Consider the following 26,738-nt stretch of genomic DNA (forward strand, 5'->3'; position numbering starts at 1 on the left):
ATCCTATTATGTTTTGGCCCGATCACCCTGATCAATCCTCCAAAATCCTCTCCCAGCTCAAGCTAGTTCCATCGAAATGCCAATGGAGTAAATGGGTCGTCTGTCTCGGTGCCAGTCCTGATAAACCCGCAGCTAATCGAGGCATCTCTGTAGCCGCCATCAGCGCCTCCTCAACACTACATAGCCCCCATTTGACCAAGTTTTTTACCCCATCGAGCAGAGGCCGGGTCGTACCTGACAAGGTCCCATCAGGCAAACGTGCTGTCCCATCAATGACCTCTATTTCACGGCTATCCCAGGGATAGATACCATCAGGCAACCCCAGAGGAGAAAGGGCATCACTCACCAGAAAAAGCCCTCCCTTGGCATCACTAGAACATCCACGCGTGGACCGCAGGAGCAAATCAATCATCGTCGGACATACATGCTGCCCATCGGCTATCAAACCAGCAAATACTCGGGGATGGGTGAGAGCAGCGCCTAACAAACCTGGCTCTCGATGATGTAATCCAGGCATGGCATTAAAGGCATGGGTCACCATGGAAGCGCCCTGGTCAAATGCTTGCTGAGCTTGAGCCGCTGTCGCCAGAGAATGGCCAAGGCTCACAATAATATTGTGTGATCTCAACCATGGAATCACGGCCGTCGCAGCTTCCATTTCTGGAGCCAGAGTGACAATTCTAACCATATGCAAATATGGCTCTAGGAGAGCTTGTACTCGATCGATCGATAGCGGCTGCAAATACTCCTGAGGATGCGCTCCCTGTTTAGCTGGATTGAGAAATGGCCCCTCTAGATGAGCCCCCAAGACCTTGGCATGGTGAGGCTTCTCATTTAACCCTTCAGCCTCATAGGTCTGCATCACAGTCAGACTGCGCTGAATCTTATCTGGATGCGCCGTCACCAGCGTTGGCGTAAACGCATCAATACCTTGCTCCCATAGGAAACTTGCTATTTTTTTTAGCTCTAGGGGATCGCTGAGATCAGGAAATGCTAAACCCAGGGCTCCGTTGATTTGTAGATCCACTCCTCCAAGGGACACCCAATCTCCTTGCAGATCAACTGCTTGAACCGCATTAGCAGCTACTTTATCCATAGGCATAATGGATCGCAGTTGATGGCGCACTACCTCTAAACAGAACAGCCCTGACATATGAGGTAATCGCACATTAAGCAAAATTGACATGGCCCCTTCAAGTTCCAATATTTGTACAAATCATCCCATAGGAACCCGGTAGGCTAACAACATCCCCCTGGTAGTGCCAGGGATGCCGTTTTATTGTTTACATTTATGACCACTCCCCTTGTCGGCATCATCATGGGCAGCGACTCTGACCTGCCCACCATGGAAGCAGCCATTCTGATTTGCGAAGACTTTGGCATTCCCCACGAAGTCGCCATTATCTCTGCACATCGCACCCCCTATCGGATGGCCAACTACGCCCAAACAGCCATCGAACGTGGCTTAAAAGTGATTATTGCTGGAGCAGGTGGAGCCGCGCATCTGCCTGGAATGGTAGCTGCTCTAACACCGTTACCCGTCATTGGTGTTCCGGTCAAAAGTCGTAGTCTACAAGGTGTAGACTCCCTCTATTCCATTGTCCAAATGCCCGGTGGCATTCCCGTCGCCACCGTTGCCATCGGCAATGCTAAAAATGCTGGACTACTGGCCGCTCAAATCTTGGCTACGAGCGATCCCCAACTTCTAGAACAGATACAAAACTATCGCAAGGGCCTTGAAGAAAATGTCCTGGAGAAACAAGAAAGTCTCGACACCTTAGGACCACATGCATACCTCAAAACAATGTTTCCATCCAGAAATGTTGATACAAATCGCTCATAACGACGATTTTCCAGGCCTCAAAATATTAACTTTTGCAAAAAACCAAAAATTAGCAGGTCTCAAACACCTAATATCCCATTCACACGAACTAAGTGTGTTCTCTGATACAGAATGACTTGGCCGAAATTGGTGGAATCTATCTACATAGATATGCACAATGTATCCGTGCAAGTAGGCCGATGGTTTAACCGTGTGTGGTGTGAACCGAGTCAGCTAGCTGGTGAATGCCTTAATGCTTATAAGAGTATTCCCAACAGCTGGTTTTGTTATATCACCTCCTTAATTAAGCCCCATTGCCGGTCATTGAGTATCTTGAACTGTCAAGGTCCCCTCACACAAAGACTTCACTGTCTAGGTAACACCTACGAAAGTGAGTTTGAGTTGATTGGATTGTGTTGTAGGAACGTCTGTTGAGATGTCTAGTCTAAATGTCAGCCGCAAGGCGAAACGACGGAAGTCGTCTGTCTGGGATACCTATGCGCCACCATTTGATCAAATGGCTAAGCGCTTTTTTGGTAGAAGCTTTTCTTGGGCGTGGTTAGCGTGTATACCTCTGGCACTGGTCATTGTTGCCACCTGGAATACAGCAGCCCATGCGCAGGACGATGCCATCACTGCTGAAAACGTTCAATTTGTTTTAGATAACATCTGGGTGCTGATTGCAGCGATCCTGGTGATTTTCATGAACGCTGGTTTCGGGATGTTAGAAACCGGATTCTGCCGCCAGAAGAACGCTGTCAATATCCTTTCCAAGAATTTAATTGTTTTTGCCTTAGCGACCTTGTCCTTCTGGGCAATCGGTTTTGGTCTCATGTTCAATGAGGCTAATCCCGTCTTTGGTATGGGTAATTTCTTCCTGTCAGGTACAACAGCTGAAGATCCCTTTGCAGGCAATTTAACAGCCCCTGTGTTCTTCTTATTCCAGGCGGCTTTTGCAGGTACCGCAGCCACTATCGTGTCTGGTGCGGTTGCAGAACGGATCAAGTTCGTAGACTTCGTTATCTTTAGCATCTTGCTAACAGCGATTTCTTACCCCATTACTGGTCACTGGGTATGGTCTGGGAACGGTTGGTTAGGTGCTCTACCCACAGGTGGTTTCTCCGACTTTGCCGGTTCAACTGTTGTGCACTCCGTTGGTGGATGGGCAGCTCTTACAGGTGCAGCTATCCTTGGCCCCCGTATTGGTAAATACCAAGACGGTCAAATCAATGCCATCCCCGGCCACAACATGAGTATTGCAACTCTTGGTTGTTTGATTCTCTGGATCGGTTGGTTTGGTTTTAACCCTGGTTCTGAACTAGCTGCTGATGCTGCAGTCCCTTACATTGCGGTTACCACTAACCTAGCTGCTGCTGCTGGTGGTGTTGCGGCAACAGTGACTGCATGGCTAATGAGTGGCAAGCCGGATCTTTCTATGATCATCAACGGCATATTGGCTGGACTAGTCGGTATTACTGCTGGCTGTGCTGGTGTCGGCTTCTTTGGCGCAGTAATCATCGGTTTAATTGCTGGTGTATTAGTTGTCTTCTCCGTTGGTTTCTTTGACAGTATCAAGATTGATGATCCTGTAGGTGCCATTTCCGTACACTTGGTTTGCGGTATGTGGGGCACGCTAGCTGTGGGTCTGTTTGATAAGTCTGCTGGCCTCTTCTACGGTGGAGGCCCTCAACAGCTGATTTCTCAGATTATCGGCATCGTTGCAATTGGTTTGTTTACTGTTGTCTTCAGCGCTGTTGTTTGGACTATTCTGAAATCCGCTTTTGGTCTGCGTGTTGCTGCCGAAGAAGAGCTCAAGGGCTTGGATATTGGTGAGCATGGCATGGAAGCTTACAGCGGTTTCCTTAAGGACACTAGCGACATGGGCGGCGTTGCTTAGGAAACTAAGTTACCTGCAATTTTGTCAAAAGGCCTGAGAGCTAAAGACATCATGCTTATAGAGGGGGCAATTTTCCTAGGAAAATTGCCCCCTCTCCTGATTGAGCCATAAGTTCACTGAGTTCAAAACGTGCCTCTGATGGCCCACCGCCCGCTGTACATTAATTCATTTCCCCTAAGCTTAGTTACAATTCCTGCGCAGCCTGCCTAGGCACTGATAAGGTTGGGGCAGTTGAGCACATGGGTTAGCAACAGCTCAATTAGTTAGCACAGAGGAACCCATGGTCAACGCTAGTCACCTAGCCAATTGAGCATGTGAGTCTTCTAATGGGCCCAGGAAACTCGCTGTAGCATCAATCAAAATCGTAAGGTGAATGGGCAATCCGGCTTCAGTTCTAGACGCGTTGCTTGCGGTCTTACCCAAATTAAGACCACAAATGTATTTCAAAACATCGCTGACGGCTCTTTCCCATGCGATGGAAGATCAGGTATTAGCAGGCAATGATCGCCCCTTGATGATTGCTAGCTTTCAGCAGGAACGCTTTTATCGCCAAGAAGCTCATCGCTATCTCCGTCTAGCAGAAATTACGCCACAAATTTATGTCTTAGCCGCAGCTGATACTAAATTTGCAGATGCTGATGGAGCAGCTCACCACGAAACCATTGCTTTTGACAAAGATGATGCTCTGGTCCATGAATGGCATCTGGTGGTCTTAGGTGAACAATATACGGCTTGTTTAATCTGCCGTGAGCATAGTCAAATTTCTCAGAAACCTAAGGTTTTAAGCGGGGCTCCTGATCTTGACCAGAGTCGACGTTTTGAAGGGATTTGGACTCTAAATCGCCATGTGTGCGAGCAGGCGGCTTATATTTTGCTCCAGCGAATGGCAACTTATCGGCCCGATTTAGTCAATAAAATCACCCAAGCCCAGACTCAATTTTTGCCAGCGGATGTCATCCAAAGTGATGCTTATAAAGAGGAAATAGCTGAGTCCTATCCCTTTGCTCAACGGTTGGTGACTTATGTACAAGCGAGCCAATATAAGCTACTGAAGGCTTATAAAACCATGGCGGCTCAGGAAAATCGAGAACGTTTGATTAATTCGATTACGGCAGCGATTCGTCAGTCGTTAAACCCAACTGAGGTGTTTGCGATCGCAACCCACGAACTCGGGCAAGAAATATCCACCTGTCGCTGCATTATTTATCGCAGTAGTCACGCCAATACTATTGATATTCAGCACGAATTTCGACAACCAGACGTGCCCTCTCTCAAAGACAAGGCTTGGCCTTTATTAGAAAATCCTCTATTTCAAACCGTCAATCGTCAACAAGAATCACTCTTATATCTACGCAACACGCCCATTGAGGAACAAGAAAGCCAGATTGAAGATGCCTCCAATATCCAGGCATTATTCGACCAGTGGGAGATTAGTGGTTGTTTGCTCGTACCTCTCATTTACCAAGAACGTCTGCTGGGCATGATCGAGCTCCACCAATGCAAATCCCAGCCCCAGCCTTGGAGTAATCACGATATTAGCCTGGTTGAAGCCGTTGCAGCCCAACTCAGCGTCGCCGTTATTCAAGCCGAGGCTTATGCCAATCTAGAAAAACTGAACCAGCAACTAGAAGCCCTAGAACAAACCCGCAGCAATCTAATTGCCATCACTGGCCACGAGTTACGCACACCGCTTTCAACCATAAAAGTTTGCCTCGAAAGCATGTTTACAGAACCAGACATGCCAGCAGATATGCGCCACGTCATGCTGCAAACTGCCATGGAAGATTCTGAACGGATGCAACGACTAGTCCAAGACTTTCTCACCCTATCGCGTCTAGAAAGTGGTCGTATCGAATGGAATCTAGAATCCCTCTCCTTAAGTGAATGTATTGCCTTAGCTCTGAGCAGTCGTCGGGCAAGTACCAATTGCTCCAACATCACGGTTGACATACCAGATGAATTACCATTGATTCGTGGAGATGGCGAATGGATTGTTGAGGTCTTGACCAAACTTCTAGATAACGCCTGCAAATTTACAGCAGTTGACGGTAATATCTCGATCCAAGCAATCGTTAAAGATAACGCCCTAGTAGAAGTCTCTGTCAACGACAGTGGCCGAGGCATTGAACCTGAACGTTTAGAAACTGTCTTTGAGCGTTTTTATCAGGAAGAAGGAGCACTCCGACGATCGGTTGGAGGTACTGGTCTAGGACTGGCCATTTGCCGTCAAATTGTGGAGGCCCAAGGCGGGAAAATTTGGGCTATGTCCAAAGGCAAAGACCAGGGAACGCAAATTCACTTCACTCTGCCCATATCGACTCAACAACTAACACAGAAACCTAGAAAGAGCAAAGGTCTGAAATCACCACGCTCTAAAAAAATATCTGTCTAATCATTGGCCAAACATCGCATCGACTTTAGTCTTTAGTTATTAATTGGCAACGGTTGTCCAAATGTCAGCGGTTTAGGAACGTCAGTTTGCATAATCGTACGAGTAGCTGCAGGTTGTTGAATCGTCTGCGGAGCTGGCGCAGAACGACTCTCGACACGAGACAGTTGTGGATCGGGAATAGAAGAAGACACCTCAACTGGAGCTAACACTGTCTCTGTAGGCTGGATAGGTGGTTCAGATACAACCGCCACTTCAGCAGTCTCAGAGTTCTCCAAGGGATCTGCATTGACAACATCATCACTCTCTACCGGAAGTGAATCTTCCAGAGTATCCGTAGTCAGGCTATCCCCGCTGACAGTCGCCTCAATCTTTGGCAACGGCGACCGATCTGGGTTGAGTGGCTCAGTTGTATTGACAGTATCAGGCTGCACACTAATGTCCGGCAGACTAGTAGGCTCCTCAAGGTCTGGTACTGTCATCGGTGGTAAATCCGGAACCGCCGCAACATCTAACGTCGGTGATGGAGATACTTCCACAGTGACAGTTGGTGTATCTTCTAGCGGGGGCACACTCACCACGCTCGTCGAAGACGCAGCATCATACGGATCAATCGGCAAAGGAGTTGAAGTAGACCGTTGTGGAGATAGCTCCAGATTAGCCGCTGACACACTAAGACTATTACTGGAATTTAGGTCTGGCGCAGTGGAGTCAGTTATCGAATCAACCGCCACTGTACTCATGCCATCCGCAATCAGGGGTCGGAAACGCCAATGTCGTTGACCATCTGCACTGTCATCAAACTGAATATCAGCCTGATCCGAGGCTAAAACAATGTCAGGAGACAGCTCAATCACAACCCTCACTTGTTCCGGTGTATGCTGCGCCACCCGAATCGATTGCACAGCTCCGCTATATATTTGTTCCGGTTCTATATTCCCAATTTCCGTCTCTGGAATATCCAGCACCAAACGTGGTGGCTCTGATAGTAGGAAAAATTCAGGAAAAACAGTATCCGATAGGGAAAATGTCAGTTCACTATTGGTCACGTCAAAAGACCAATTTTGTAGATCCTCTGCTACAGCTGGTGACATAGTGAGCGCTAGACTAGCAAAACTCCCTCCCAACCAATGATGCAAACGGTGCTTAAACCCCATAGGATTGACCTGCAGAACGCTAATGACTCGATTAAAGGTTAAAGCATACGGCACTTTGTCAAGAATGACCCATATTTTTGATAAAAATTCCCCCCATCCTGGGGATTCATCCGCCATGATAGGGACAGTCAAATAATCAACTCACCCGACTATAAGGAACGAACCTCTATGGAAATGCATGAGCTATTAACACTCGTTTTGCTATTAAGTCCTGGTCTATTACTATCCGCTCTGGTAATGTCCGCTATGGCATTTGGGGGCTAGACACAGCCTGATGCTCTAGATTCAGTTTCATAAGGACACGGTGAGGTATTTGCCATGGTAATGGTTGAGTCCACAATGCTGGCACTTGGAACTAAAGCTCCAGCATTTCAATTAACAGATGTTACCTCTGGTAACACAATTACGCTGGAGACCTTCGCAACCAGCAAGGCATTACTAGTCATGTTTATTTGCGTGCACTGCCCCTTTGTCAAACATGTGGAGCAGGAACTCGCAAAGATAGGTCAAGACTATATCAACCAAGACTTAGGGATAATCGCCATCAGTGCTAACAGTGTTGAAACTCATCCCCAGGATGCTCCTGAACATATGAAAACTCAGGCGGCAACCCAAGGGTTTCAATTCCCATACTGCTACGATCAAAACCAAGCTGTGGCAAAAGCCTACACTGCTGCCTGTACTCCTGATTTTTTCCTATTTGATAGCATGTTCAAACTGGCCTATCGAGGACAACTAGACAACAGTCGACCCAGCAATGGTAAACCCGTGACTGGGAAAGATTTACGGACAGCTATTGATACTGTTTTGGCAGGACAAAGTCTCTCTAGCGAACAGCTACCCAGCATCGGCTGTAATATCAAATGGATACCGGGACAAGCCCCTGCCTACTTTGGAGTGTAGAGACACTACATCAAATTAGCTCTGGGGCTAAAGGATTCTATAGCTCGAAGCTTTTCGTAAAGTTCGGCTTCCTGATCACTCAGTAGCTTGGGAACAACAACCTCTATTTCGACAATTTGGTCGCCTCGTTCCGCTGAATTACGCCCATACCCCTTACCGGCCAAACGTAGCTTGCGCCCAGACTGAATGCCTGCAGGGATAGTCATTTGCACAGGGCCATCAAGGGTGGGCACAGTCACTTGTCCACCCAATACAGCCTCACTAGGAGTAATGGGCAAATGGCACACTACATCCGTTCCCTGCACACTTAAAAAACGATGGGGCTCAACAACAATGTTGAGATATAAATCACCACCATTCATTCCTTGTCCCCGTAAACGAATACGTTGCCCCGTCACCATACCCGGTGGCATATCCACTTCTAGCGCTCGTCCATCTTCAAGCCGCACTCGTTCAGTGCCACCTTGAAATGCCCGTTCCAAGGGGACATGCAAGGATGCTTCTGCATCACGACGTCGCAAATTTTTGGTTGTATGAGATGTCGAAGCTTTAGGACGCGGTTGAGCAGCGGGTGATGAGACTTCTTGGCGGTTGAGCAGCTGATCAACAAAACGATTAAAGTCTTCTAAATCACGATAGTCCGCCTCAGATTTCTGTTGCAGCCAATAGCGACGATAATCATCGTACTGAGTCTTACGAGATGTATCTGAGAGAATTTCATACGCTTCACTTAACGATTTAAATCGCTCCTCAGCTTCTTGATCACCAGGATTGAGATCGGGATGAAACTGTCGGGCAAGGCGTCGATAGGCCTGCTTGATAGATTGAGAATCGGCATCTTGAGCAATACCAAGAATCTCATAATAGTCTCGAAAATTTTGCATAATGGGGACTGACTGTCTTACCAGACTTCGTCCTGGTCTCCCCAGTCATCCTCGTTATAACGTGGCGTGCCGCTAGGTGGCCGAGGAGCAGCAGAATGACTGGAATATCCCTGGGATGAAGCACTGGACGATCCCTTGGGGTTATCTGTAGGTTTATCGGCCCAAGGATCATCATCCACAGGAGCGCTAGAGTTTCCTTGATTAGTCTCTGATGCCGCGTTAGCCGGATAGCGATTGGAGGATTGGGATGCATAGCCAGAACCGGAAGAGGCATAACGATCACCGCCATACTCCCTTTCTAGTGACTCATCAGCATAGGAGGAAACCTGACGATTGTTGTCTTGCCCACCGGAGGGCTGCCCGTCAACGAAACGATTTCTGGGTGATTCCTGACTATATCCCCCTCGCTGGCCATAGGGTTCTTGACTATTGTTACGCCGGTTATAGCTTTGCTGATCATAGCTTTGCTGGTCATATCCCTGCTGGCCGTAATCCTGTGTGCCGTAGTCTTGGGATGAAGGGCGATCAAACGATGGCTTACCTACACCTGCATCGTTTCTACGAGGAGTCTCCCAGTCTTGATTACGAAGTGGAACGCTGTCACGACTTTGATCATTGCCATAATCAGGAGTCTCATAGCTACCCTGGTTGTAGTTTTGGCGTTGGTCAGACCTCAGGTCATAGCGATTTTGGTTATTTGAGCCATATTCAACCCCTTGCTCGTAAGGCTGTTGATCGTAATTTTTCTGGTTGTAAGTATCTTGACCATAGGGCTCCTGTGAACGAGCCGGACCATAGGCATCGCGAGGCTGTTTTGATGGCGCATCATAGATGTCGGAACCATAAGGGTTTTGGTTCACCTGGTTATAGCGATCTTGCCTATATCGGTCTTGGCCATAGGCAGGTTGACCATAACTATTTTGCTGATGATCATAATAGGAATTATTGTCATAACTACGATTGTCAGACCCACTGCGTGGGGAAGCATCATATCCCTGATTGCCAGCACCACCTTGCCGCATTGGTGATCGACTCCAGCGATCGTCCCAATCATCCCAACCATTGCGGTTATCCCGACGATCAGCAGACCAGCTGGGACTCTCCCACTGGCTTTGACCATTCCAGTCGTAGTCACGACGGTAGTAATCATCGTCTTCGTCAAATGCTTTTTTGATGGTGTCGCCAATTTGGCTAAAGATATTGCCGTCTTCGTTATCAGCGTCGTAGAGATAGGCTTCACGATTGAGTTCATACAGTTCATCCTGTAACTCAGACTGAATCATATCGATCATGCGCTCATCTTCTCGTTTGAGAGCATCGCGCAGATCCTGAATTAGATTGTCAATGCGACGCTTGCGATCTCGAGCAAACTGCAAACCAAAGTCAATGGAAACACTGCGCATAGCGCGCTCGGCTTGAAACGTAAGCGTCTCAGCACGATTACGCTTCTCAATGCGCTCCCGCTGCCCCCGATCTACATCAGCAAACTCTTCTGCTTCCCGCAGCATTTGCTGAATATCGTCCTCAGACAGGTTCGAAGCTTCTTGAACGGTAATACTTTGCTCACGACCTGTGGTTTTATCCATGGCCGACACCTGCAAAATACCATTGGCGTCAATGTCAAACGACACCTGCACCTGAGGAATTCCACGGGGGGCAGGCGGGATGCCCATAAGCTTAAAGCGACCTAGGGATTTATTATCCATGCCCATCTCCCGCTCCCCTTGAAGTACATGCACTTCAACAACGGTTTGATTATTTTCAGACGTGGAAAATACATCCGAACGACGCACCGGAATCGTAGTGTTGCGGGGAATCACTTTTTTCATGACACCGCCAATGGTTTCTAGCCCCAAAGACAATGGCGTCACATCCAGCAGCATGATGTCCTTTACCTCTTCGGTGAGGATACCAGCTTGGATCGCAGCTCCCACAGCTACGGCTTCGTCAGGGTTCACATTCTGGCTGGGCTCTTTGCTCAGCATCGACCGCACCAGCTGCTGCACCATGGGCATCCGGCTAGAGCCACCCACCAGTACGACCTCATCGATTTGAGAGGGCGATAAGCGAGCATCATGCATAGCTTGCTGCAACGGCGCACGCAATCGACCAATCAGCTCAGCACAGAGGGTTTCAAAGTGCGATCGCGACAGCTTTTTCTCAATATGCTTTGGCCCATCAGCCGTCGCCGTAATAAACGGTAGGTTGATTTCGGCAGTGGGTAACCCTGACAGCTCCACCTTGGCTTTTTCAGCAGCTTCAGTCAGACGCTGCAAAGCTTGACGGTCACGGCGCAGATCCACACCCTCAATTTCTAAAAATTCATCTGCCAGCCAGTCAACGATTTTACTATCAAAATTGACACCGCCGAGCTGGGTATCACCGCTGGTTGACTTGACCTCAAATACACCATTACGTACATCCAAGATCGAGACATCAAATGTGCCACCACCCAGATCAAATACTAGAATCGTTTGATTAAACTGTTGCTCTAATCCATAGGCTAAAGCAGCAGCTGTAGGCTCATTAATAATTCGCTTAACTTCAAGACCGGCAATACGACCAGCATCACGAGTCGCCTGACGTTGCGCATCATTAAAGTAGGCAGGCACCGTAATCACAGCACCCGTTACTGGCTGCCCCATATAACGGCTGGCCTCTTCTGCCAGCTTACGCAACACCATTGCCGATACTTCCTCGGGCGCAAAGTCCTTATCCAATCGAGGGCAACGGATTTTGACATTACCCGCCTCATCTTTGCGCACGGTGTAGGGAACGCGCTTCGACTCAGAACTCAGTTCCGTATATTTCCGACCCAGATACCGCTTGACGTTGTAGAACGTATTTTGAGGATTTAATACTGTTTGTCGCCGGGCCATTTGGCCCACCAAGCGTTCTCCCTCTTTGCTAAAAGCAACCACAGAAGGAGTCGTACGCATCCCCTCCACATTGGCAATGACCACCGGCTTGCCACCTTCGATGACTGAGACAACTGAATTGGTAGTACCCAGGTCAATACCGACGACCTTTCCCATTCGCTAGGTTTCTCCCACTGCGCCTGTAGTGACGATAACCGTCTTCTACACAATAACCATATATATAGTAGTCGCTTAGTAGTCTAAGCCACTATTGTGCTACTGCTTAACCGCATACACACATGACCATAATGGTCTGGTTAGGACAAAATTGTCTATTCCAGAGAACCGACTATAACTTGTTCGAATTCTCTGATAGTATGGAATTCGCAAGCGGATGTGGCGGAATTGGTAGACGCGCTAGGTTTAGGTTCTAGTGTCTTCGTGACGTGAAGGTTCAAGTCCTTTCATCCGCATTAAAAGCCCGGTTTTTTGAAAAAACCGGGCTTCTTGTTTTGAGAAACCGGGGCTCTAGCGGATGGTTGCAAATTCTGTAACCCAACTCAGCCATCAAAATTCTCCGCTCATACTAGGCACAAGAAACCAATTGAGCAGCAAGAGAAATCATGGCAAAGTCAATGAGATCGGGTCTAGCAATCCTCGTTGCCGTCGCTAGTTTAGCAAGTTGCGCTGCCGCTAACGAGTTCGGTAGCGATGCCAGCTTCAAAGCTGAGGCTCCGATGGAGTCTACGGCAGTGGCCGAATCAGCCAATATTTTGACCGCTCAGGGGGCAGCCCAGGATGCCGTTGAGGCGGAAGCAGATATTAGCAGTCCGGTTGAGCCCCCCAATGACACTGGCGTTACAGCTGGTCAACCTCAACTCATTAAAAGGGCGCAACTCAGCCTAGTCGTTGACTCCATTGATGCAGGTCTCAAGAACGCATCACAAATTATTCGGGCACAACAGGGCGATATTTTAGATCTTCAAGACGATCAGATAGAAGCCATTCATCGCACAGCGTATCTACGAATTCGAGTCCCCCAGGCAAATTTAGACCCTTTATTAGAAGCTCTAGGGGAACTTGGGACCATCCAGCAACAGGGACTCAGTGCAGAGGATGTATCAACCCAAATCGTCGATGCCCAAGCAAGACTCCGTAATCTCCGAAAATCCGAGGAATCTTTACTCAAAATCATGGAGCGTTCTGGTGAAATCTCTCATGTCTTAGAGGTTTCACGGGAGCTAAGTCGTGTACGAGAACAGATCGAACAAATTGATGCCCGTGTGCAAAATTTACAGACACAGGTACGTTACTCCACCGTGGACCTCACATTGGCAGCCGCTGTCGCTTCACAGCCCATTGGCCGCCCTCTAGGGGAAACCATTGGTGCTACTTGGCAAGAGGCTACTCAATCAGTAGGAGACCTAACGGTGGGATTAATGCAGATAGGTCTATGGTTACTGGCCTACAGTCCTTATCTTTTAGTGGTAGCTATTGCTGGTGTCTTGGGCTATCGCACCCTTCGGCGTAGGCCTAGCGCTTAAGTTTTCCTCTCAGAAACCCGGTTTTTATAGAGATCCTGAATTTTGTGCGAAAGCTCATCCTACTAAAAACCGGGTTTCTCCCTAGGAAAGGCCGTAATAGTCCTTGTACCAAGCCACAAATTTTTCGATGCCGACTTCTAGGGGAGTGCTGGGGGCAAAACCTACTTCAGCCGAGAGGTCAGCCACATCAGCGTAGGTTGCCGTCACATCTCCTGGCTGCATGGGCATCATTTCTTTTTCCGCCGTCTTACCAAGGGCCTGTTCAATAATTTCGATAAAGCGCATTAGCTCCACGGGGCTATGATTACCGATGTTATAGAGCTTATAAGGTGCAGTGGTATTAAAGGTCGCATCTTCTATGGGTATGGGTAAATGCCGCATCACCCGAACGACACCTTCAACGACATCATCTATATAAGTAAAATCACGTTGCATTTTTCCGTGGTTATAGACCTGGATAGGTCGGTTATTTGCGATCGCATCCACAAACTTAAAGTAAGCCATATCCGGTCGTCCCCAAGGGCCATAAACCGTAAAAAAGCGTAGTCCCGTCGTTGGCAAATTATACAAATGACTATAAGAATGGGCCATTAGCTCATTTGCTTTTTTAGTCGCAGCATAGAGTGACACCGGATGATCTACGTTATCCGCAGTTGCAAACGGCACCTTGCGATTAGCACCGTAGACTGAGCTGGATGACGCATAAACCAAATGCTCCACACCATGGTGACGGCATCCTTCCAAAATATGGATAAAGCCTGCTAAATTGCTATCTGCGTAAGCATACGGGTTTTTGAGCGAATACCTCACCCCAGCCTGAGCCGCTAGATGAATCACCCGATCAAAGGATTGCTCCTGAAACAAAGCAATCATCTGGTCACGAGCAGCCAAGTCCAAATTCGTAAACGAAAAAGACGGATGAGGCAACAATTGCGCGAGGCGGTCTTGTTTGAGCGACACATCATAGTAATCGTTGAGGTTATCAATGCCGTACACGACATCCCCCTCAGCCAATAGCCGCTGAGCCACAAAGTACCCAATAAAGCCAGCTACACCTGTTACCAAGACATTCATATACAACTAAATCCCGTTGAACGAGCCTACTATAGGGTAGCTTTCCCCTGACAGCTCCTAAACCTGAAGCCAGTACAACCGTCCCATCACCAACTCCAAACAACCCCATGCATTCACGTCTAAAATCCTGAAACCAGACAAAATGTAGGATCATGTTAAAAACTTTTCTAAAGGTTTAGAGTTCGTTTTAAAAAGCGATGCAGCAAAACGAAACTATTTCTAAGTTTTTCTACAAACTTTACCCCGATCAAATAAATGATTTTCGCCGGATATATGGCTCCACATAAAAGCCCATAGAACTCTTTCATAGAAGAGCTAGTAATCTCATAAGGTCTGATAGACAGACATATTCAGCTTCATTTAAAAAGTAACTTCGGAACGCTACTAGCATCTTTTTTGAAGAGGAAACAACTGTTCTACATCAGTGCTAGGATTGCCAGAGAACAAATGTGAAAGAAGTTAGAAGGACGTAAGTGTAAATGCAAGAAATTGACAAGTTAATATCCTTTGATGGACGGGATATTAGACTTAAGATGGGTCTTTTAGCACCCCAGGCAGGCGGATCCGTCTTGATTGAATCTGGCGAAACCGCTGTATTAGTGACAGCTACCCTGTCAGATCCACGAGCTGGCATCGACTTTCTGCCCTTATTGGTGGATTACGAAGAGCGTCTCTACGCAGCTGGTCGTATCCCCGGTGGATTTTTACGTCGCGAAGGACGTCCACCAGAACGAGCTACTCTAGTTAGCCGCCTCATCGACCGACCCATGCGGCCGCTATTCCCTTCATGGATGCGAAATGATATTCAAATCGTCGCAACCACTGTCTCCATGGACCATGATGTCCCCCCCGATGTCCTAGCAGCAACAGGGGCATCCCTTGCAACTCTCCTAGCCAAGATTCCATTTTACGGTCCGATGGCAGCCGTAAGAGTTGGTCTGATCGGTGATGACTTTATTATTAACCCCACCTATAAAGAAATTGAAGACGGAGATTTGGACCTCATCGTCGCAGGGTCTCCCGATGGTGTGATCATGGTTGAAGCTGGGGCCAACCAGCTACCCGAGCAGGATGTGATTGAAGCCATCGACTTTGGTTATGAGGTCGTTCGCGATATCATCCAAGCTCAAAAAGATATCATTGCTGAACTAGGTATTGAACCTGTAAGTCTACCTACTCCAGAAACAGCTCCCACTCTGGCAGACTTTTTAGCTGATAAAGCCACCGATGGGATCAAAGATATCCTCAAGCAGTTCGAGCTAGCCAAGCCTGAACGGGATGAAAAACTGGATGGTCTCAAAGCTGAAATCAGTGAGCAGGTGGCTGAACTAGCTGAAGATGATCCCATCGCCATTGCAGTTGCCGAAAATAGCAAAGCTTTCGGGAATGCATATAAATCCCTGACAAAAAAACTTATGCGCGCTCAAATCCTTGATGAGAGTGTACGCGTAGATGGTCGCAAGCTCGACGAAGTCAGACCGATCACCTGTCGGACTAAGGTCTTGCCAAACCGCGTCCATGGCACCGGCCTTTTCCGTCGGGGACTAACGCAAGTCATGTCTGTCGTCACCCTGGGTACCCCAGGGGATGCCCAGATGACAGATGACCTTCATCCAGATGAGGAAAAACGCTACCTACATCACTACAATTTCCCTCCCTACTCCGTGGGAGAAACTCGGCCCATGCGTTCACCGGGACGACGTGAAGTCGGGCACGGTGCCTTGGCAGAACGTGCCTTAATCCCCGTTCTACCCCCGATGGCTGATTTTCCCTATGTGATCCGCGTAGTGTCTGAAGTCCTATCTTCCAATGGCTCTACCTCCATGGGCTCGGTATGTGGCTCGACCCTATCCCTAATGGATGCAGGCGTCCCCCTATCAAAACCTGTGAGCGGTGCCGCCATGGGATTGATCAAAGAAGGCGATGAAGTCCGTATCTTGACCGATATCCAGGGCATTGAAGATTTCCTTGGAGACATGGACTTCAAGGTTGCTGGTACCGATAGCGGAATTACAGCCTTGCAAATGGATATGAAGATTACAGGGCTGCCGATGGAGACCATTGCCGAAGCCATTAATCAGGCTAAGCCTGCCAGACTACATATCCTCTCCAAGATGTTAGAGGAAATCAATGCCCCTCGTACTGAGCTATCGCCCTATGCGCCTAGGCTCCTGACATTCAAGATAAATCCAGAAATGATCGGGATGGTGATCGGACCTGGCGGGAAACAAATTAAGAGCATCACCGACGAGACCGGTGCAAAGGTTGACATTCAAGACGACGGTACCATCACTGTCTCCTCTGTTGATGGAGCAGCAGCTGAACGGGCCCAAGCACTGATCGAGGCCATTACCTTTAAACCCTCAGCAGGAGATGTGTATGTGGGTAAAGTCACTCGCATCATTCCGATCGGGGCCTTTGTTGAGTATCGCCCTGGCAAAGAAGGGATGATCCACATTTCACAGCTAGCAGATTACCGCGTTAATAAAGTTGAAGACGAGGTAGCGGTTGGAGAAGAAGTGCTGATCAAGATTCGAGAGATTGATGGCCGTGGCCGTGTCAATCTTACTCGCCTCAATATTCATCCAGATGAAGCCTCAAAGGCACGTGAAGCCGCTGGCTTAGCTGCTGAGTAAGCGTTTTCCTACCTATGTTTAAAACAGCCGCAGCCAATGTCAGCAGCGGCTGTTTTAAGTTACAGGGGTTCCCTGGCAACATCCACAGGGGCGGGTCTACTTTGAGTCAATCAATTAACCCGATTTGCACTCGGTTAAGGTTTCTCGGTAGGATGCTTCATGCACTATCGAGAGCGAAATTAAACACCTGTGCGAAGAATTGTTATCGCTGGTAATTGGAAGATGCACAAAACCCAAGCAGACAGCTTGGCGTTTTTGCATGGTTTTTTACCCCAGCTAGAGGCCACACCAGAGCATCGAGAAATTATTCTGTGTTCTCCCTTTACAGCCTTGACCACACTTTCTAAAACACTCCATGGCTCACGGGTGATGGTAGGGGCTCAAAATGTACACTGGGAGTCATCTGGTGCCTACACTGGGGAAATTTCTGGGGAAATGCTCACAGAAATTGGGGTCCGCTATGTGGTGGTCGGTCATAGTGAGCGGCGACAGTACTTTGGAGACACCGATGAAACTGTAAATCTACGGCTAAAAGCAGCGCAAGCAGCAGGCCTCACTCCGATTCTCTGTGTTGGAGAAACTAAACAGCAGCGTGACGCAGGTGAAACAGAAACCCATGTCGTTAGCCAGATTAAAAAAGGATTGGCAGGCATCGATCAAAGCAAATTAATCATTGCCTATGAACCAATCTGGGCGATTGGTACCGGTGATACTTGTGCCTCTGAGGAAGCTAACCGTGTATGTTGGCTCATTCGTTCACAGCTTGCTAATAAAGATGTACCTATTCAGTACGGTGGTTCTGTCAAGCCAGGGAATGTTGATGAAATTATGGCCCAGCCTGAAATTGATGGAGCACTCGTAGGAGGAGCTAGTTTGGACGCGGACAACTTTTCCCGCATTGCTAACTATCAATAAGATAGGCACTGACTAACATTAAGCCAATGGACCTAGCTCAGACTGCGTTAGCTTTGGGCCTCTCTTATCTAGGTGAGCATTGCCATAAACACAGTAATGAGCATGCACATAGATGCGATCGCGCCCTTGCTGTTTGGCATGATAAAGCGCTAAGTCAGCAGCCTGCAGCAGATCCTGGGAGCCTCGTTGACGGCCAGGTACAATCGTGGCGACCCCCATGGTAAGTGTGACAAATGGCCTCACACTAGAGGCGCAGTGAGGAATAGCTACGTTAGCCAGCTGCCTCCGAATTGCCTGCGCAACACTATGGCCACCTTCGGTATCAGTATTAGGCAAAACCACAGCAAATTCTTCGCCTCCATATCGAGCCACTAAATCTGCAGGACGACGAATACAGCTGGTCAATACATCACTTACCTTGGCTAAGCAAATATCCCCTGTAGGGTGACCATAGTAATCGTTATAACGCTTGAAATAGTCGATATCACACAGGAGCAATGTGAGCGGTTGCTGCTCACGGGCTAATCGCTGCCATTCGGCATCAAAATAATGGTCAAACTGACGTCGATTAGCCAGTCCTGTGAGGCTATCGGTTAACGCCCATGCTTGCAGTTCATGTCTATCGCGTTTTAATTGCTCGTACCTCAGACTTTGATCTAACGCGATCGCAACCTCATCCACTAGGATTTGTACCTGCTCCTGCTGGACGGCAGACCAACGCATGGCCTCATCTTTACAACCAATCGCCAATAACCCCCATGGCTTATCAGCTGGGTGTACCTGTAACTGATGAGCATGCAGTAAATGAATAGGCACCAACAGCCAAGAACCGGGATATCGACTCAACCACTTTTGACATATCGGTTGCTGCTGTAATAATTGCTCATTGACAGCCATGGGTAGTGGTATACCTGACTCGGTTGCGGCTGCCTCCAACTCACAATATATGTTGAAGGCGATAGTGTTATCGATAATGATGGGATGACACGCTTGCGCCATCGAGCTTAAACGACCAGAACCATGTTCCAGAATGAAGACCCAATCTGCCTTCACAAAGTCCATGAGTTCTTGAACAGCTACTCGATAGACATTTTGTGCATCCAATATTCGCCGAATACGCTGAATAGTTTCCCGTAAACGAATTTGTTGCTGCAATAGTAACTGCAACTGCTGAGTATGGCTCAAACTATGTTCAGAATTAGGGAAATGAGCCATCCTAGGGGGAAGTGCGAGAATTTGATTAAGTTGCCCAATATGAGCAGCAAATGCTTGTCTAGACCGAGCCCTGCCATGCTCAAATAACACTGTAAATTTCAACAACAGTGCCTGTAGCTGGGTCAAGACCTGGCTAAAAGACATGTGATACATAAAAATTGTCCAGGGACAAAAAAGCGTAAGCAGCAACAACACCCGTCAATTCTTGATAGCTTTTGGATCGACACTCCCAAGAATGTATTAACGGTCAACAGACAACACACTGCAGCGACACAGAACCTATTAAAGCCCCCTATGGCCTATCAATGCCCCCAAGACAGTCCCCAAATAAATATAGAAATATATTCAGGCAAAATACAAACTCAGCACTATCGGCCAGGGCAGAACCATCAACCAAGATTGACACAGCAAAACTAGTTAGCCATTAACAAATCAAGCGTTTGAGATCGTATTTTTTCCACCGTCACAACGAGCACTACAGACCATTCTTGGTCCCAGATGTTTGACAATGCTAACAAGCCAGCAATTAAAAACTATCTACAGGGGAATGTGGTTATTTTTCGTAATCACCATCAATTCAACAATGATGTCCACTCAAAGCACCCTTCAAACATCAATGATTTACAAGTATCAAGTGGAGCCCCATGAAGTTCTATCGTAGAAAGACTGAAATCGAACACAGCCAGGTAACAACCTTGAAATATACCGTGTGCAAACGATTGGTATGACTATTGTTGACCTGAAAATCTTTCAATCAAACAATGCAAGAAATTCATTAAGAATCACTAAGAAACATAAATATATGTATAGAGCCCAAGTCTTTTACAATTTCAGATGAGTATTAATACTTAAAGAATGAAATCTTCTAATTATTCAGAACTCAGAGTTTCAAAAAGTGCTCTAGACCAATGACTAAGGAAGGGGGCCAGCGTCTAACATTCTGTACCCAGTTAAGATCGGTATAGCGTCGATCTAGTCCACGAGCAGCCACCCATTGACTTTCAGCCTCTCCTCGATTGCCCGTTTCCCATAGGACTACTGTTAATGCAGCCCGGACATCTGCATAGTTAGGGTATTTTCGGGCAAGACTTTTCAGAATCTGCAATGATCTAGCATGATTCCCCACCTCAAATAAGGCAATGCCATAGTTGGCATATCCCAAGGAAAAACTAGGTTGGATCGTGATCGACTTTTCATAATCTTTGAGAGCCGCGTTCCAGTCTCCTTGCCCACCTTTGGCACTACCACGATTGTTATACGCTGCAGGATCGTCAGGCGCTAACTGCAGCACTCGGTTATAGTCATCAATCGCGTTTTGCCAGTCGCTTAATGATTCATAGGCCGCACCACGATTGAGATAAGGGTCTGATTGTAAAGGAGCTAAGGCAATCGCTTGGTCATAATCCCTAATCGCATCCTTAATCTTATTTTGGCTAACCCGCACATTTCCTCGATTGCTCCATAGAGCTGGTTCATCAGGCAATGCATCAATCAGTTGTGTCCAAACCCCTTCTGCCTGCTCAAACTTACCTTTACTGGTAAGGGCAAATGCCTGCTTGCGCAGACCGGCAATATCTGCCGAGGTATCGGCCAACGCTGGCGATATCGCCATAGGGACAAGCCATAGCCCTGCCGCCAGCACAACTGCAATTAACCAACGCATAACCGACCCGCAAAAAAGACAAAAATAGGAGCTCTTCTAGCTTAGAGTGGATTGATCATCACTCGGGCCAGATACCTGCGTTTTATATCTGCAATTTGATCCAGTCTTGCTCCACTCGAGCAATCCATCCACCTGGAAAGGGATCGGTCTGTGCTCGATTAGGTGCATCGACCAACGCGACTAGTTTCTCAATATGTTCAAAGTTTGGCTGCTTGGATAAGGCCGTTTGGAGTAAGCGACGGACTACGCGTCTTTGCAGCGCTAAAGGAGCAGTCTTAAATACGGCTCGGTGGATAGACCACCCATCACTCAACGGTTTGACTACCTCATCATAGAGTTGAGCAGTCTGGGCATCTAGATAGGCAACCTCAGCCATAAAAATTTCGGCCGTTTGGGCTAGGGTGTTTTCCACATTGGGGTTAAAGTGCGATCGCAAATAAGGCATCAGCTCCTGACGAATACGATTGCGGCGGTAGTTCAAATCATCATTCGAACTGTCGTGCCAGATCGATAGTCCTAGATCGTGACAAAAATGTCCTGTCTCCTGTCGGGTCAACTCCAGTAGAGGTCGGGTTACCCAGATGTCCCGATGATCTTTACTTAGCTGACGCTGCCAACTCAAAGCCTGAATACCATCGGCTCCACTACCACGCAGAAGGTTATACAGCACTGTCTCAGACCGATCAGTCGCAGTATGTCCAGTCACAACATGTTGATAGCTATGCGTACTAGCTAAGTCTGCAAAAACGCGATAGCGCCAGTCACGAGCCGCTGCTTCAGTAGTTGGTAACTTCTGTGCTTTCTCAACAAAACAAAGCACCTGCCACTGCTGAGCTAACTGGAAAACATGGTTGGCATTCTTAACAGAGTCGGGACGCCAACCATGATCACAATGCACTATGGCCAAGCGCCATCCCCACCTTGCTCGCAGATCGAACAGCAATTTGGCCATACACAAAGAATCCTGCCCCCCTGACACGGCCATCAAAATAGATGTGCCCTTGGGAAGCAGGATTTTTGACTTTAGCAATGTATGAATCCGAGCATGGATAGGGGTCCAAGACATCATGATGGCCTATCCATGCCCTAATCTACTTACCGATATCTTTGAGATCGTCAGCCACATCAGATGCCTTGTCCTTCAGATTGTCAGCCTGGTTACCAGCCTGGCGGACACCATCACGTACATGCTCCCAAAGAGATTGAGAACCTTTAACAGCATCATTGGCAGCATTTTTAGCAGCATTACCACTACCCTCAGCCATGCCGCTGAGTTTGTCAGTCACAACATCCGTATCCCCTTGCATAGTGTTCTCGACATTGCCAAGACCACCCTTGATGCCATCACCAACGCCGCTAATACCACCTTGAACAGCATTACCGGCATTGTCTAGACCAGCTTTCATGCTCTGGACACCTTGCTGTGCAGCACCCTTTATATCATCAAGACCGTCTTTTGCCGAATCACCGACATGACCGAGACCGCTCTGAAGATTACCTAGGCCACTTTTAGCTGCATCACCAGCATTGCCCAGACCGCTCTTAGCCATGTCGCCAGCATTGCCAAGGCCATCCTTAACCGTACCAAGGCCACTCTTAGCTGCATCGCCAGCATTGCCAAGGCCACTCTTAGCTGCATCGCCAGCATTGCCAAGGCCACTCTTAGCCATGTCACCAATACCATCAACACCATCTTTGACAGCACCAAGACCACCTTTAGCAACATTACCAAGACTACCTTTGGCAACATCCCCCTCTTGCTTAGCCGCAGCCCATGCAGCACCGCCAGCAGTAGCGACTCCAGCCGCCGCCCCAGCTCCTGCCTTACTAACACCAGATAAGCCTACATCTGCTCCATCCTCAGTAGTGCTATCAGTTATTGTGTCATTCTTACGACGACGAGAACCCCAAATCACTAATCCTAGACAGGCTGCAGGAATCAGCAGCAACCACCAAAGGTTGCTACGACTAGTAGCTGTGGGGTTACGATCACTCACACCCTGATCAGCACTAGTAGCCACTTGATTTGCCGCCTCACCAGCCGCATCAGTTACCCCCTCTACCACATTACCCGCAGCATCTGTGGCACCCTCTACAGCATTGCCAGCCGCATCTGTGGCACCTTTTACAGCATTACCCGCAGCATCCGTCGCACCCTCTACAGCATTACCAGTCGCATCCGTCGCACCCTCTACCACATTGCCAGCCGCATCTGTGGCACTTTTTACAGCCTTACCCGCAGCATCCGTCGCACCTTGAACAGTGTTACTAGCAGTGCTAACAACATTCGCTAGAGGATTAGCAGACCGCAACACTGCTTGACCAGGCGCACCAGCGGCATACCCCAAAAAAGCTGCCACAGCAGGAGAAGCTTCGCCCTTATAAGCGAAGGAAAAAGGCTGCGAAAAAGGATATCGAGAATCGCTGGGTAGCGTCCTGTGCATAGATAATGTACGCACCCCAGGAATGCCATCCACCTCACTAAATAGAGCGTAACTAATACCGTCAGAACCGAGCTCCTTAATTATGTCAGCCGTACTATCAGCCTTTAGTTGAGTAGCACTATCACCCGTGGTGAACTCAGCAGACTTAAACACGGGATATGCCGACAAAGAAATGCGAGTATCACTGGTATCAGGACGATCAACCAGACGAATCTTACCGCTAGGCCCACCAACTTCAGACCAGTCAGTAATTTCACCACGGAAGATTTTGGCAAACTGCTCACCCGTCAAACTACCGGTAAAGGGGTTATCAGCATCCACAATTACAGCAATCTTGATACGCTTAACGCTTTCAGCCGAAAGACCTTGAGCAACTTCAGTCTCACTTAAGGGCCGACTAATAGCAGCCAAATCGACATCATCCTGCACTAAAGCCTGAATCGCCTGATCGCTCCCAACAGCATCAACACTGACTTCAGCATTACTAAATTTGCCTTCAAAGCCAGTCTTGAGCGCATCACTGATAGCATTCATCGCATCAGAACCACTGCCCACTCGAACACTTGTGCCAGTAGGAACCCCAACTGGTACTTCAAAAGTAGCCGGAGCGGCAATAACTATTGAGGAAGAAAAAGGCTGACCGTGAACAACTATTGACAGCAAAGCAACCGTAGCAGCCAGGGAAAATGCAGAGCGGGGCTTAAGCATGATTGAAAACCTCGTATCAACAAGAGCTGTTTAAACAAAAACCGAAAAGGACGTAAACAAATACCGCAAAACTGTGGAATCAGAAACCACCAGTAATCTTATCGCCGTAGAAAAAAAGGAGCAACGCAAAACGTCCTTAAAAGCGGAAAAATATCCAGAGAGAGTGAGAATTTAGACGATAGCTACCAAATTTTAGTGATCTAAGCTCTATCAGGCCTGGATTAATCCCTAAAACGATATATGTTGATGCAAATATGCATCGCCGACTTCACTCTTACAGTAGAACTGATTCTATTGCTGAGCTGAGAACTTCAGATTTTTTTTGGGTTAAGAGCGTCAAAAATTGTAAAACCTAGGCTAGATTAGTCAGTTAACTATAAGATTTCAAGCTTTGTTAAACGTTCTTGCCAGCCAGCCGGACGTCAAAAAACCTGACGATAGTTAAAAACTTGCACTCATCAGAAAGTGAGTCTGGCTATATAGTGGTTTATGCTCTTCGGTGAATGAACAGACAGTAACGTTTTGTCTGCGGTTAAGAGCATTCCAGTGGCACTCCTACGTTCACTTGCAATATGGATAACGGCGCAGGCGACAAGATAGCGGATAAAAAAGCACCCAAAAGCCAACCTAGCTCAGAGCCGTGCATCGCCAATGCAGCTATGCCAGATACCGAAAACCCAGGGCAACCGACTAAGCCTCCTACCTCGACAACGAATACTACATCTGCCAATAGCCGCTCCCTTTTAGCCGCCCGCTTAAAGGCTTCAAAAAATGTAGAACTCTATGTTTTTGAGGAAGACATGAATGAAGCGCAAGAGTCTTTGCCCTTAGCAGATGTTGCATCCCTCGAACTCGATGTAGACACCCAGGAAAGTATTTCCAAGCAGCAAATTACCTTTAAGAGTGAGCAAGGACGCCTTCTACTCTTGCTGCCTCAAGCATCCGAAAAGAGCTTTACCCCAACGGAGTGGGAAGAACTGTGTCAGCAGCTGACGATACGGCTAAGCTCGGGAGACCGTTTTTTCCAACCCAATACGACCGTGCATTTAATTGCTCGTGATCGGCTGCTGGATAGTCGCCAGCTTCAAAAAATTGACGAACTTCTTCAGACCGCTCAGTTACGGATGAAGCGCATCTACACCCAGCGACGACAAACAGCTGTCGCAGCGACCACATCGGGGTATTCGGTCGAACAACAGGTCAAATTGGAACATCTGAGTGATACCGACGACAAGGGCAAAGCGTTAGAAACTCCCCTCTATTTACAAATGACCCTTCGATCTGGTGTGGAAATTCGCCATCAGGGCTCCATTATCGTTTTAGGTGATGTCAATCCAGGCGGTTCTCTGATAGCAGCAGGCGATATCTTTGTCTGGGGTCGCTTGCGTGGTTTAGCCCATGCTGGTGCTGAGGGAAATGAGGACTGCCGAATCATGGCGTTGCATATGCAACCAACTCAACTACGGATCGCGGATCATGTCGCTAGAGCCCCTGAGAAGCCTCCTGCTATGTATCAACCAGAAGTGGCTTATGTGAATAAAGGCGGTATTCGCATTGCGATCGCATCTGAATTTGCCCAGATTCACCTGAATGGACCTTGAAGTATAAGCTCCAGCCTTTTGTTCGGGCTTTCTTTGTAATTCTCTAGGGAATTCCCCATACAAATTTCCCACAACATGCGATTATTGCCCTACTTGAGACCTCACCACCACGAACACCGTCCTCAATCGCCTATTTAATCCATGGCTATGAACCGCATTATTGTCGTTACCTCCGGTAAGGGAGGCGTTGGGAAAACCACCTGTACTGCCAACCTGGGGATGGCCCTAGCCAAGTCAGGCAAACGCGTCGTAGTAATTGATGCTGACTTTGGGTTACGCAACTTAGACCTCCTGCTAGGGCTAGAGAATCGGATTGTCTACACAGCCCTTGATGTGCTAGCGGGTGAATGTCGCCTTGATCAGGCACTGGTCAAGGACAAGCGCCAGCCAAATTTAGCCCTGCTCCCTGCTGCGCAAAATCGCTCCAAGGAATCAATTACCCCAGAGCAGATGAAAAAGTTGGTCCGAGCCCTGACGAAAGCCTACAACTTTGTATTAATCGATAGCCCCGCTGGGATTGAGATGGGGTTTCGCAATGCGATCGCAGCGGCACGAGAAGCCATCATTGTCACCACACCTGAAATTTCTGCCGTTCGTGATGCTGACCGTGTCATTGGCCTATTAGAAGCCAATGACATCAAAGCCATGCGCTTGATAATCAATCGTCTCAAGCCAGCCATGGTAGAGGCTGAGCAAATGATGTCAGTCAAGGATGTGCAAGATATTCTGGCCGTTCCACTCCTAGGGGTCATTCCTGATGACGAACAGGTGGTGGTCTCCACGAACAATGGCGAACCACTCATCTTAGGCAAAGAACTAACCCAGGCTGGTACCGCCGTCTCCAACATCGCTCGTCGCTTACAAGGTGAAAAGGTGCCGCTAATGGATTTGAGTGTGCCAAAAGATAGCTTTTTAAAAAAACTACGTCAGTTATTTAACTAGGTTTATGCCAGACGGTCGATGGGCGGCGACCGTTATCTCGTTGCTGATTCCTTGCATCAGCAACGCAAACGTTTTTACTACTCCCC

General features: G+C 48.0%; 18 protein-coding genes and 1 tRNA gene. 10 read left to right on the forward strand and 9 right to left on the reverse strand.

Going from position 1 to position 26,738, the window contains the following annotated elements; genetic code table 11:
- Positions 1-31: 31 nt before the first annotated feature.
- Positions 32-1,186, reverse strand: coding sequence for an N-acetylglucosamine-6-phosphate deacetylase (gene nagA / locus IXB50_RS02640; RefSeq protein ID WP_215607374.1), 1,155 nt, complete (start codon positions 1,184-1,186; stop codon positions 32-34).
- Between the two features lie 105 nt (positions 1,187-1,291).
- Between nagA and purE the strand changes: the two genes are divergently transcribed.
- The 3 genes from purE (at position 1,292) to IXB50_RS02655 (ending at position 6,111) form a co-directional block, all read left to right on the forward strand.
- Positions 1,292-1,843 carry a 5-(carboxyamino)imidazole ribonucleotide mutase gene (purE, locus tag IXB50_RS02645; RefSeq protein WP_215607375.1) on the forward strand — a complete coding sequence of 184 codons (552 nt, stop codon included), beginning with the start codon at positions 1,292-1,294 and terminating at the stop codon, positions 1,841-1,843.
- A 415-nt stretch (positions 1,844-2,258) separates the two neighbouring features.
- A complete protein-coding gene (locus IXB50_RS02650) occupies positions 2,259-3,719 on the forward strand; it encodes an ammonium transporter (RefSeq protein WP_215607376.1) in 1,461 nt (486 codons plus the stop codon).
- A gap of 373 nt (positions 3,720-4,092) precedes the next feature.
- On the forward strand, positions 4,093-6,111 hold the full coding sequence (locus IXB50_RS02655; protein ID WP_215607377.1) for a DICT sensory domain-containing protein: 2,019 nt from the start codon (positions 4,093-4,095) through the stop codon (positions 6,109-6,111).
- A gap of 32 nt (positions 6,112-6,143) precedes the next feature.
- Here IXB50_RS02655 and IXB50_RS02660 read toward each other — a convergent pair whose 3' ends face one another.
- On the reverse strand, positions 6,144-7,382 hold the full coding sequence (locus IXB50_RS02660; protein ID WP_215607378.1) for an AMIN domain-containing protein: 1,239 nt from the start codon (positions 7,380-7,382) through the stop codon (positions 6,144-6,146).
- Positions 7,383-7,583: 201 nt separating this feature from the next.
- On the opposite strand from IXB50_RS02660, the gene IXB50_RS02665 reads away from it, so the two are divergent.
- A complete protein-coding gene (locus tag IXB50_RS02665; protein WP_215607379.1) occupies positions 7,584-8,168 on the forward strand; it encodes a thioredoxin family protein in 585 nt (194 codons plus the stop codon).
- Positions 8,169-8,173: 5 nt separating this feature from the next.
- Here IXB50_RS02665 and IXB50_RS02670 read toward each other — a convergent pair whose 3' ends face one another.
- Together IXB50_RS02670 and dnaK are read right to left on the reverse strand one after the other, a co-directional pair.
- Entirely contained in the window at positions 8,174-9,052 is an 879-nt protein-coding gene (locus tag IXB50_RS02670) for a DnaJ C-terminal domain-containing protein (protein ID WP_215607380.1), read from the reverse strand.
- 17 nt (positions 9,053-9,069) lie between these two features.
- Positions 9,070-12,087, reverse strand: coding sequence for a molecular chaperone DnaK (gene dnaK, locus IXB50_RS02675; protein WP_215607381.1), 3,018 nt, complete (start codon positions 12,085-12,087; stop codon positions 9,070-9,072).
- A gap of 213 nt (positions 12,088-12,300) precedes the next feature.
- Between dnaK and IXB50_RS02680 the strand changes: the two genes are divergently transcribed.
- Positions 12,301-12,383: transfer RNA gene (locus IXB50_RS02680), tRNA-Leu, on the forward strand.
- 150 nt (positions 12,384-12,533) lie between these two features.
- Positions 12,534-13,454: a DUF4349 domain-containing protein gene (locus IXB50_RS02685; RefSeq protein ID WP_215607382.1), complete on the forward strand. Its 921-nt coding sequence runs from the start codon at positions 12,534-12,536 to the stop codon at positions 13,452-13,454.
- An 81-nt stretch (positions 13,455-13,535) separates the two neighbouring features.
- On the opposite strand, the gene IXB50_RS02690 is transcribed toward IXB50_RS02685, so the two are convergent.
- Positions 13,536-14,528 carry an NAD-dependent epimerase gene (locus IXB50_RS02690; protein ID WP_215607383.1) on the reverse strand — a complete coding sequence of 331 codons (993 nt, stop codon included), beginning with the start codon at positions 14,526-14,528 and terminating at the stop codon, positions 13,536-13,538.
- 479 nt (positions 14,529-15,007) lie between these two features.
- On the opposite strand from IXB50_RS02690, the gene IXB50_RS02695 reads away from it, so the two are divergent.
- Both IXB50_RS02695 and tpiA read left to right on the forward strand, forming a co-directional pair.
- On the forward strand, positions 15,008-17,164 hold the full coding sequence (locus IXB50_RS02695; protein ID WP_215607384.1) for a polyribonucleotide nucleotidyltransferase: 2,157 nt from the start codon (positions 15,008-15,010) through the stop codon (positions 17,162-17,164).
- A 189-nt stretch (positions 17,165-17,353) separates the two neighbouring features.
- A complete protein-coding gene (gene tpiA / locus IXB50_RS02700) occupies positions 17,354-18,079 on the forward strand; it encodes a triose-phosphate isomerase (protein ID WP_215607385.1) in 726 nt (241 codons plus the stop codon).
- Positions 18,080-18,097: 18 nt separating this feature from the next.
- On the opposite strand, the gene IXB50_RS02705 is transcribed toward tpiA, so the two are convergent.
- From IXB50_RS02705 to IXB50_RS02720, 4 genes are all read right to left on the reverse strand, one after another.
- Positions 18,098-19,447: a GGDEF domain-containing protein gene (locus IXB50_RS02705; RefSeq protein WP_215607386.1), complete on the reverse strand. Its 1,350-nt coding sequence runs from the start codon at positions 19,445-19,447 to the stop codon at positions 18,098-18,100.
- Positions 19,448-20,174: 727 nt separating this feature from the next.
- Positions 20,175-20,957, reverse strand: a complete 783-nt coding sequence (locus IXB50_RS02710) for a tetratricopeptide repeat protein (protein WP_215607387.1) — start codon at positions 20,955-20,957, stop codon at positions 20,175-20,177.
- Positions 20,958-21,039: 82 nt separating this feature from the next.
- Positions 21,040-22,023 (reverse strand): tRNA lysidine(34) synthetase TilS, encoded by a 984-nt coding sequence (gene tilS, locus IXB50_RS02715; protein ID WP_215607430.1) that lies wholly within the window; start codon positions 22,021-22,023, stop codon positions 21,040-21,042.
- A 25-nt stretch (positions 22,024-22,048) separates the two neighbouring features.
- Positions 22,049-24,109 (reverse strand): substrate-binding domain-containing protein, encoded by a 2,061-nt coding sequence (locus tag IXB50_RS02720; protein WP_215607388.1) that lies wholly within the window; start codon positions 24,107-24,109, stop codon positions 22,049-22,051.
- Positions 24,110-24,681: 572 nt separating this feature from the next.
- On the opposite strand from IXB50_RS02720, the gene minC reads away from it, so the two are divergent.
- Together minC and minD are read left to right on the forward strand one after the other, a co-directional pair.
- A complete protein-coding gene (gene minC / locus IXB50_RS02725) occupies positions 24,682-25,710 on the forward strand; it encodes a septum site-determining protein MinC (protein ID WP_246564049.1) in 1,029 nt (342 codons plus the stop codon).
- 147 nt (positions 25,711-25,857) lie between these two features.
- Positions 25,858-26,652 carry a septum site-determining protein MinD gene (gene minD / locus IXB50_RS02730; protein WP_215607432.1) on the forward strand — a complete coding sequence of 265 codons (795 nt, stop codon included), beginning with the start codon at positions 25,858-25,860 and terminating at the stop codon, positions 26,650-26,652.
- The last annotated feature ends 86 nt before the right edge of the window (positions 26,653-26,738 follow it).

Origin of the sequence: Leptothoe spongobia TAU-MAC 1115, from assembly GCF_018739885.1 — a bacterium.
GTDB classification, from domain to species: domain Bacteria; phylum Cyanobacteriota; class Cyanobacteriia; order Phormidesmidales; family Phormidesmidaceae; genus Leptothoe; species Leptothoe spongobia.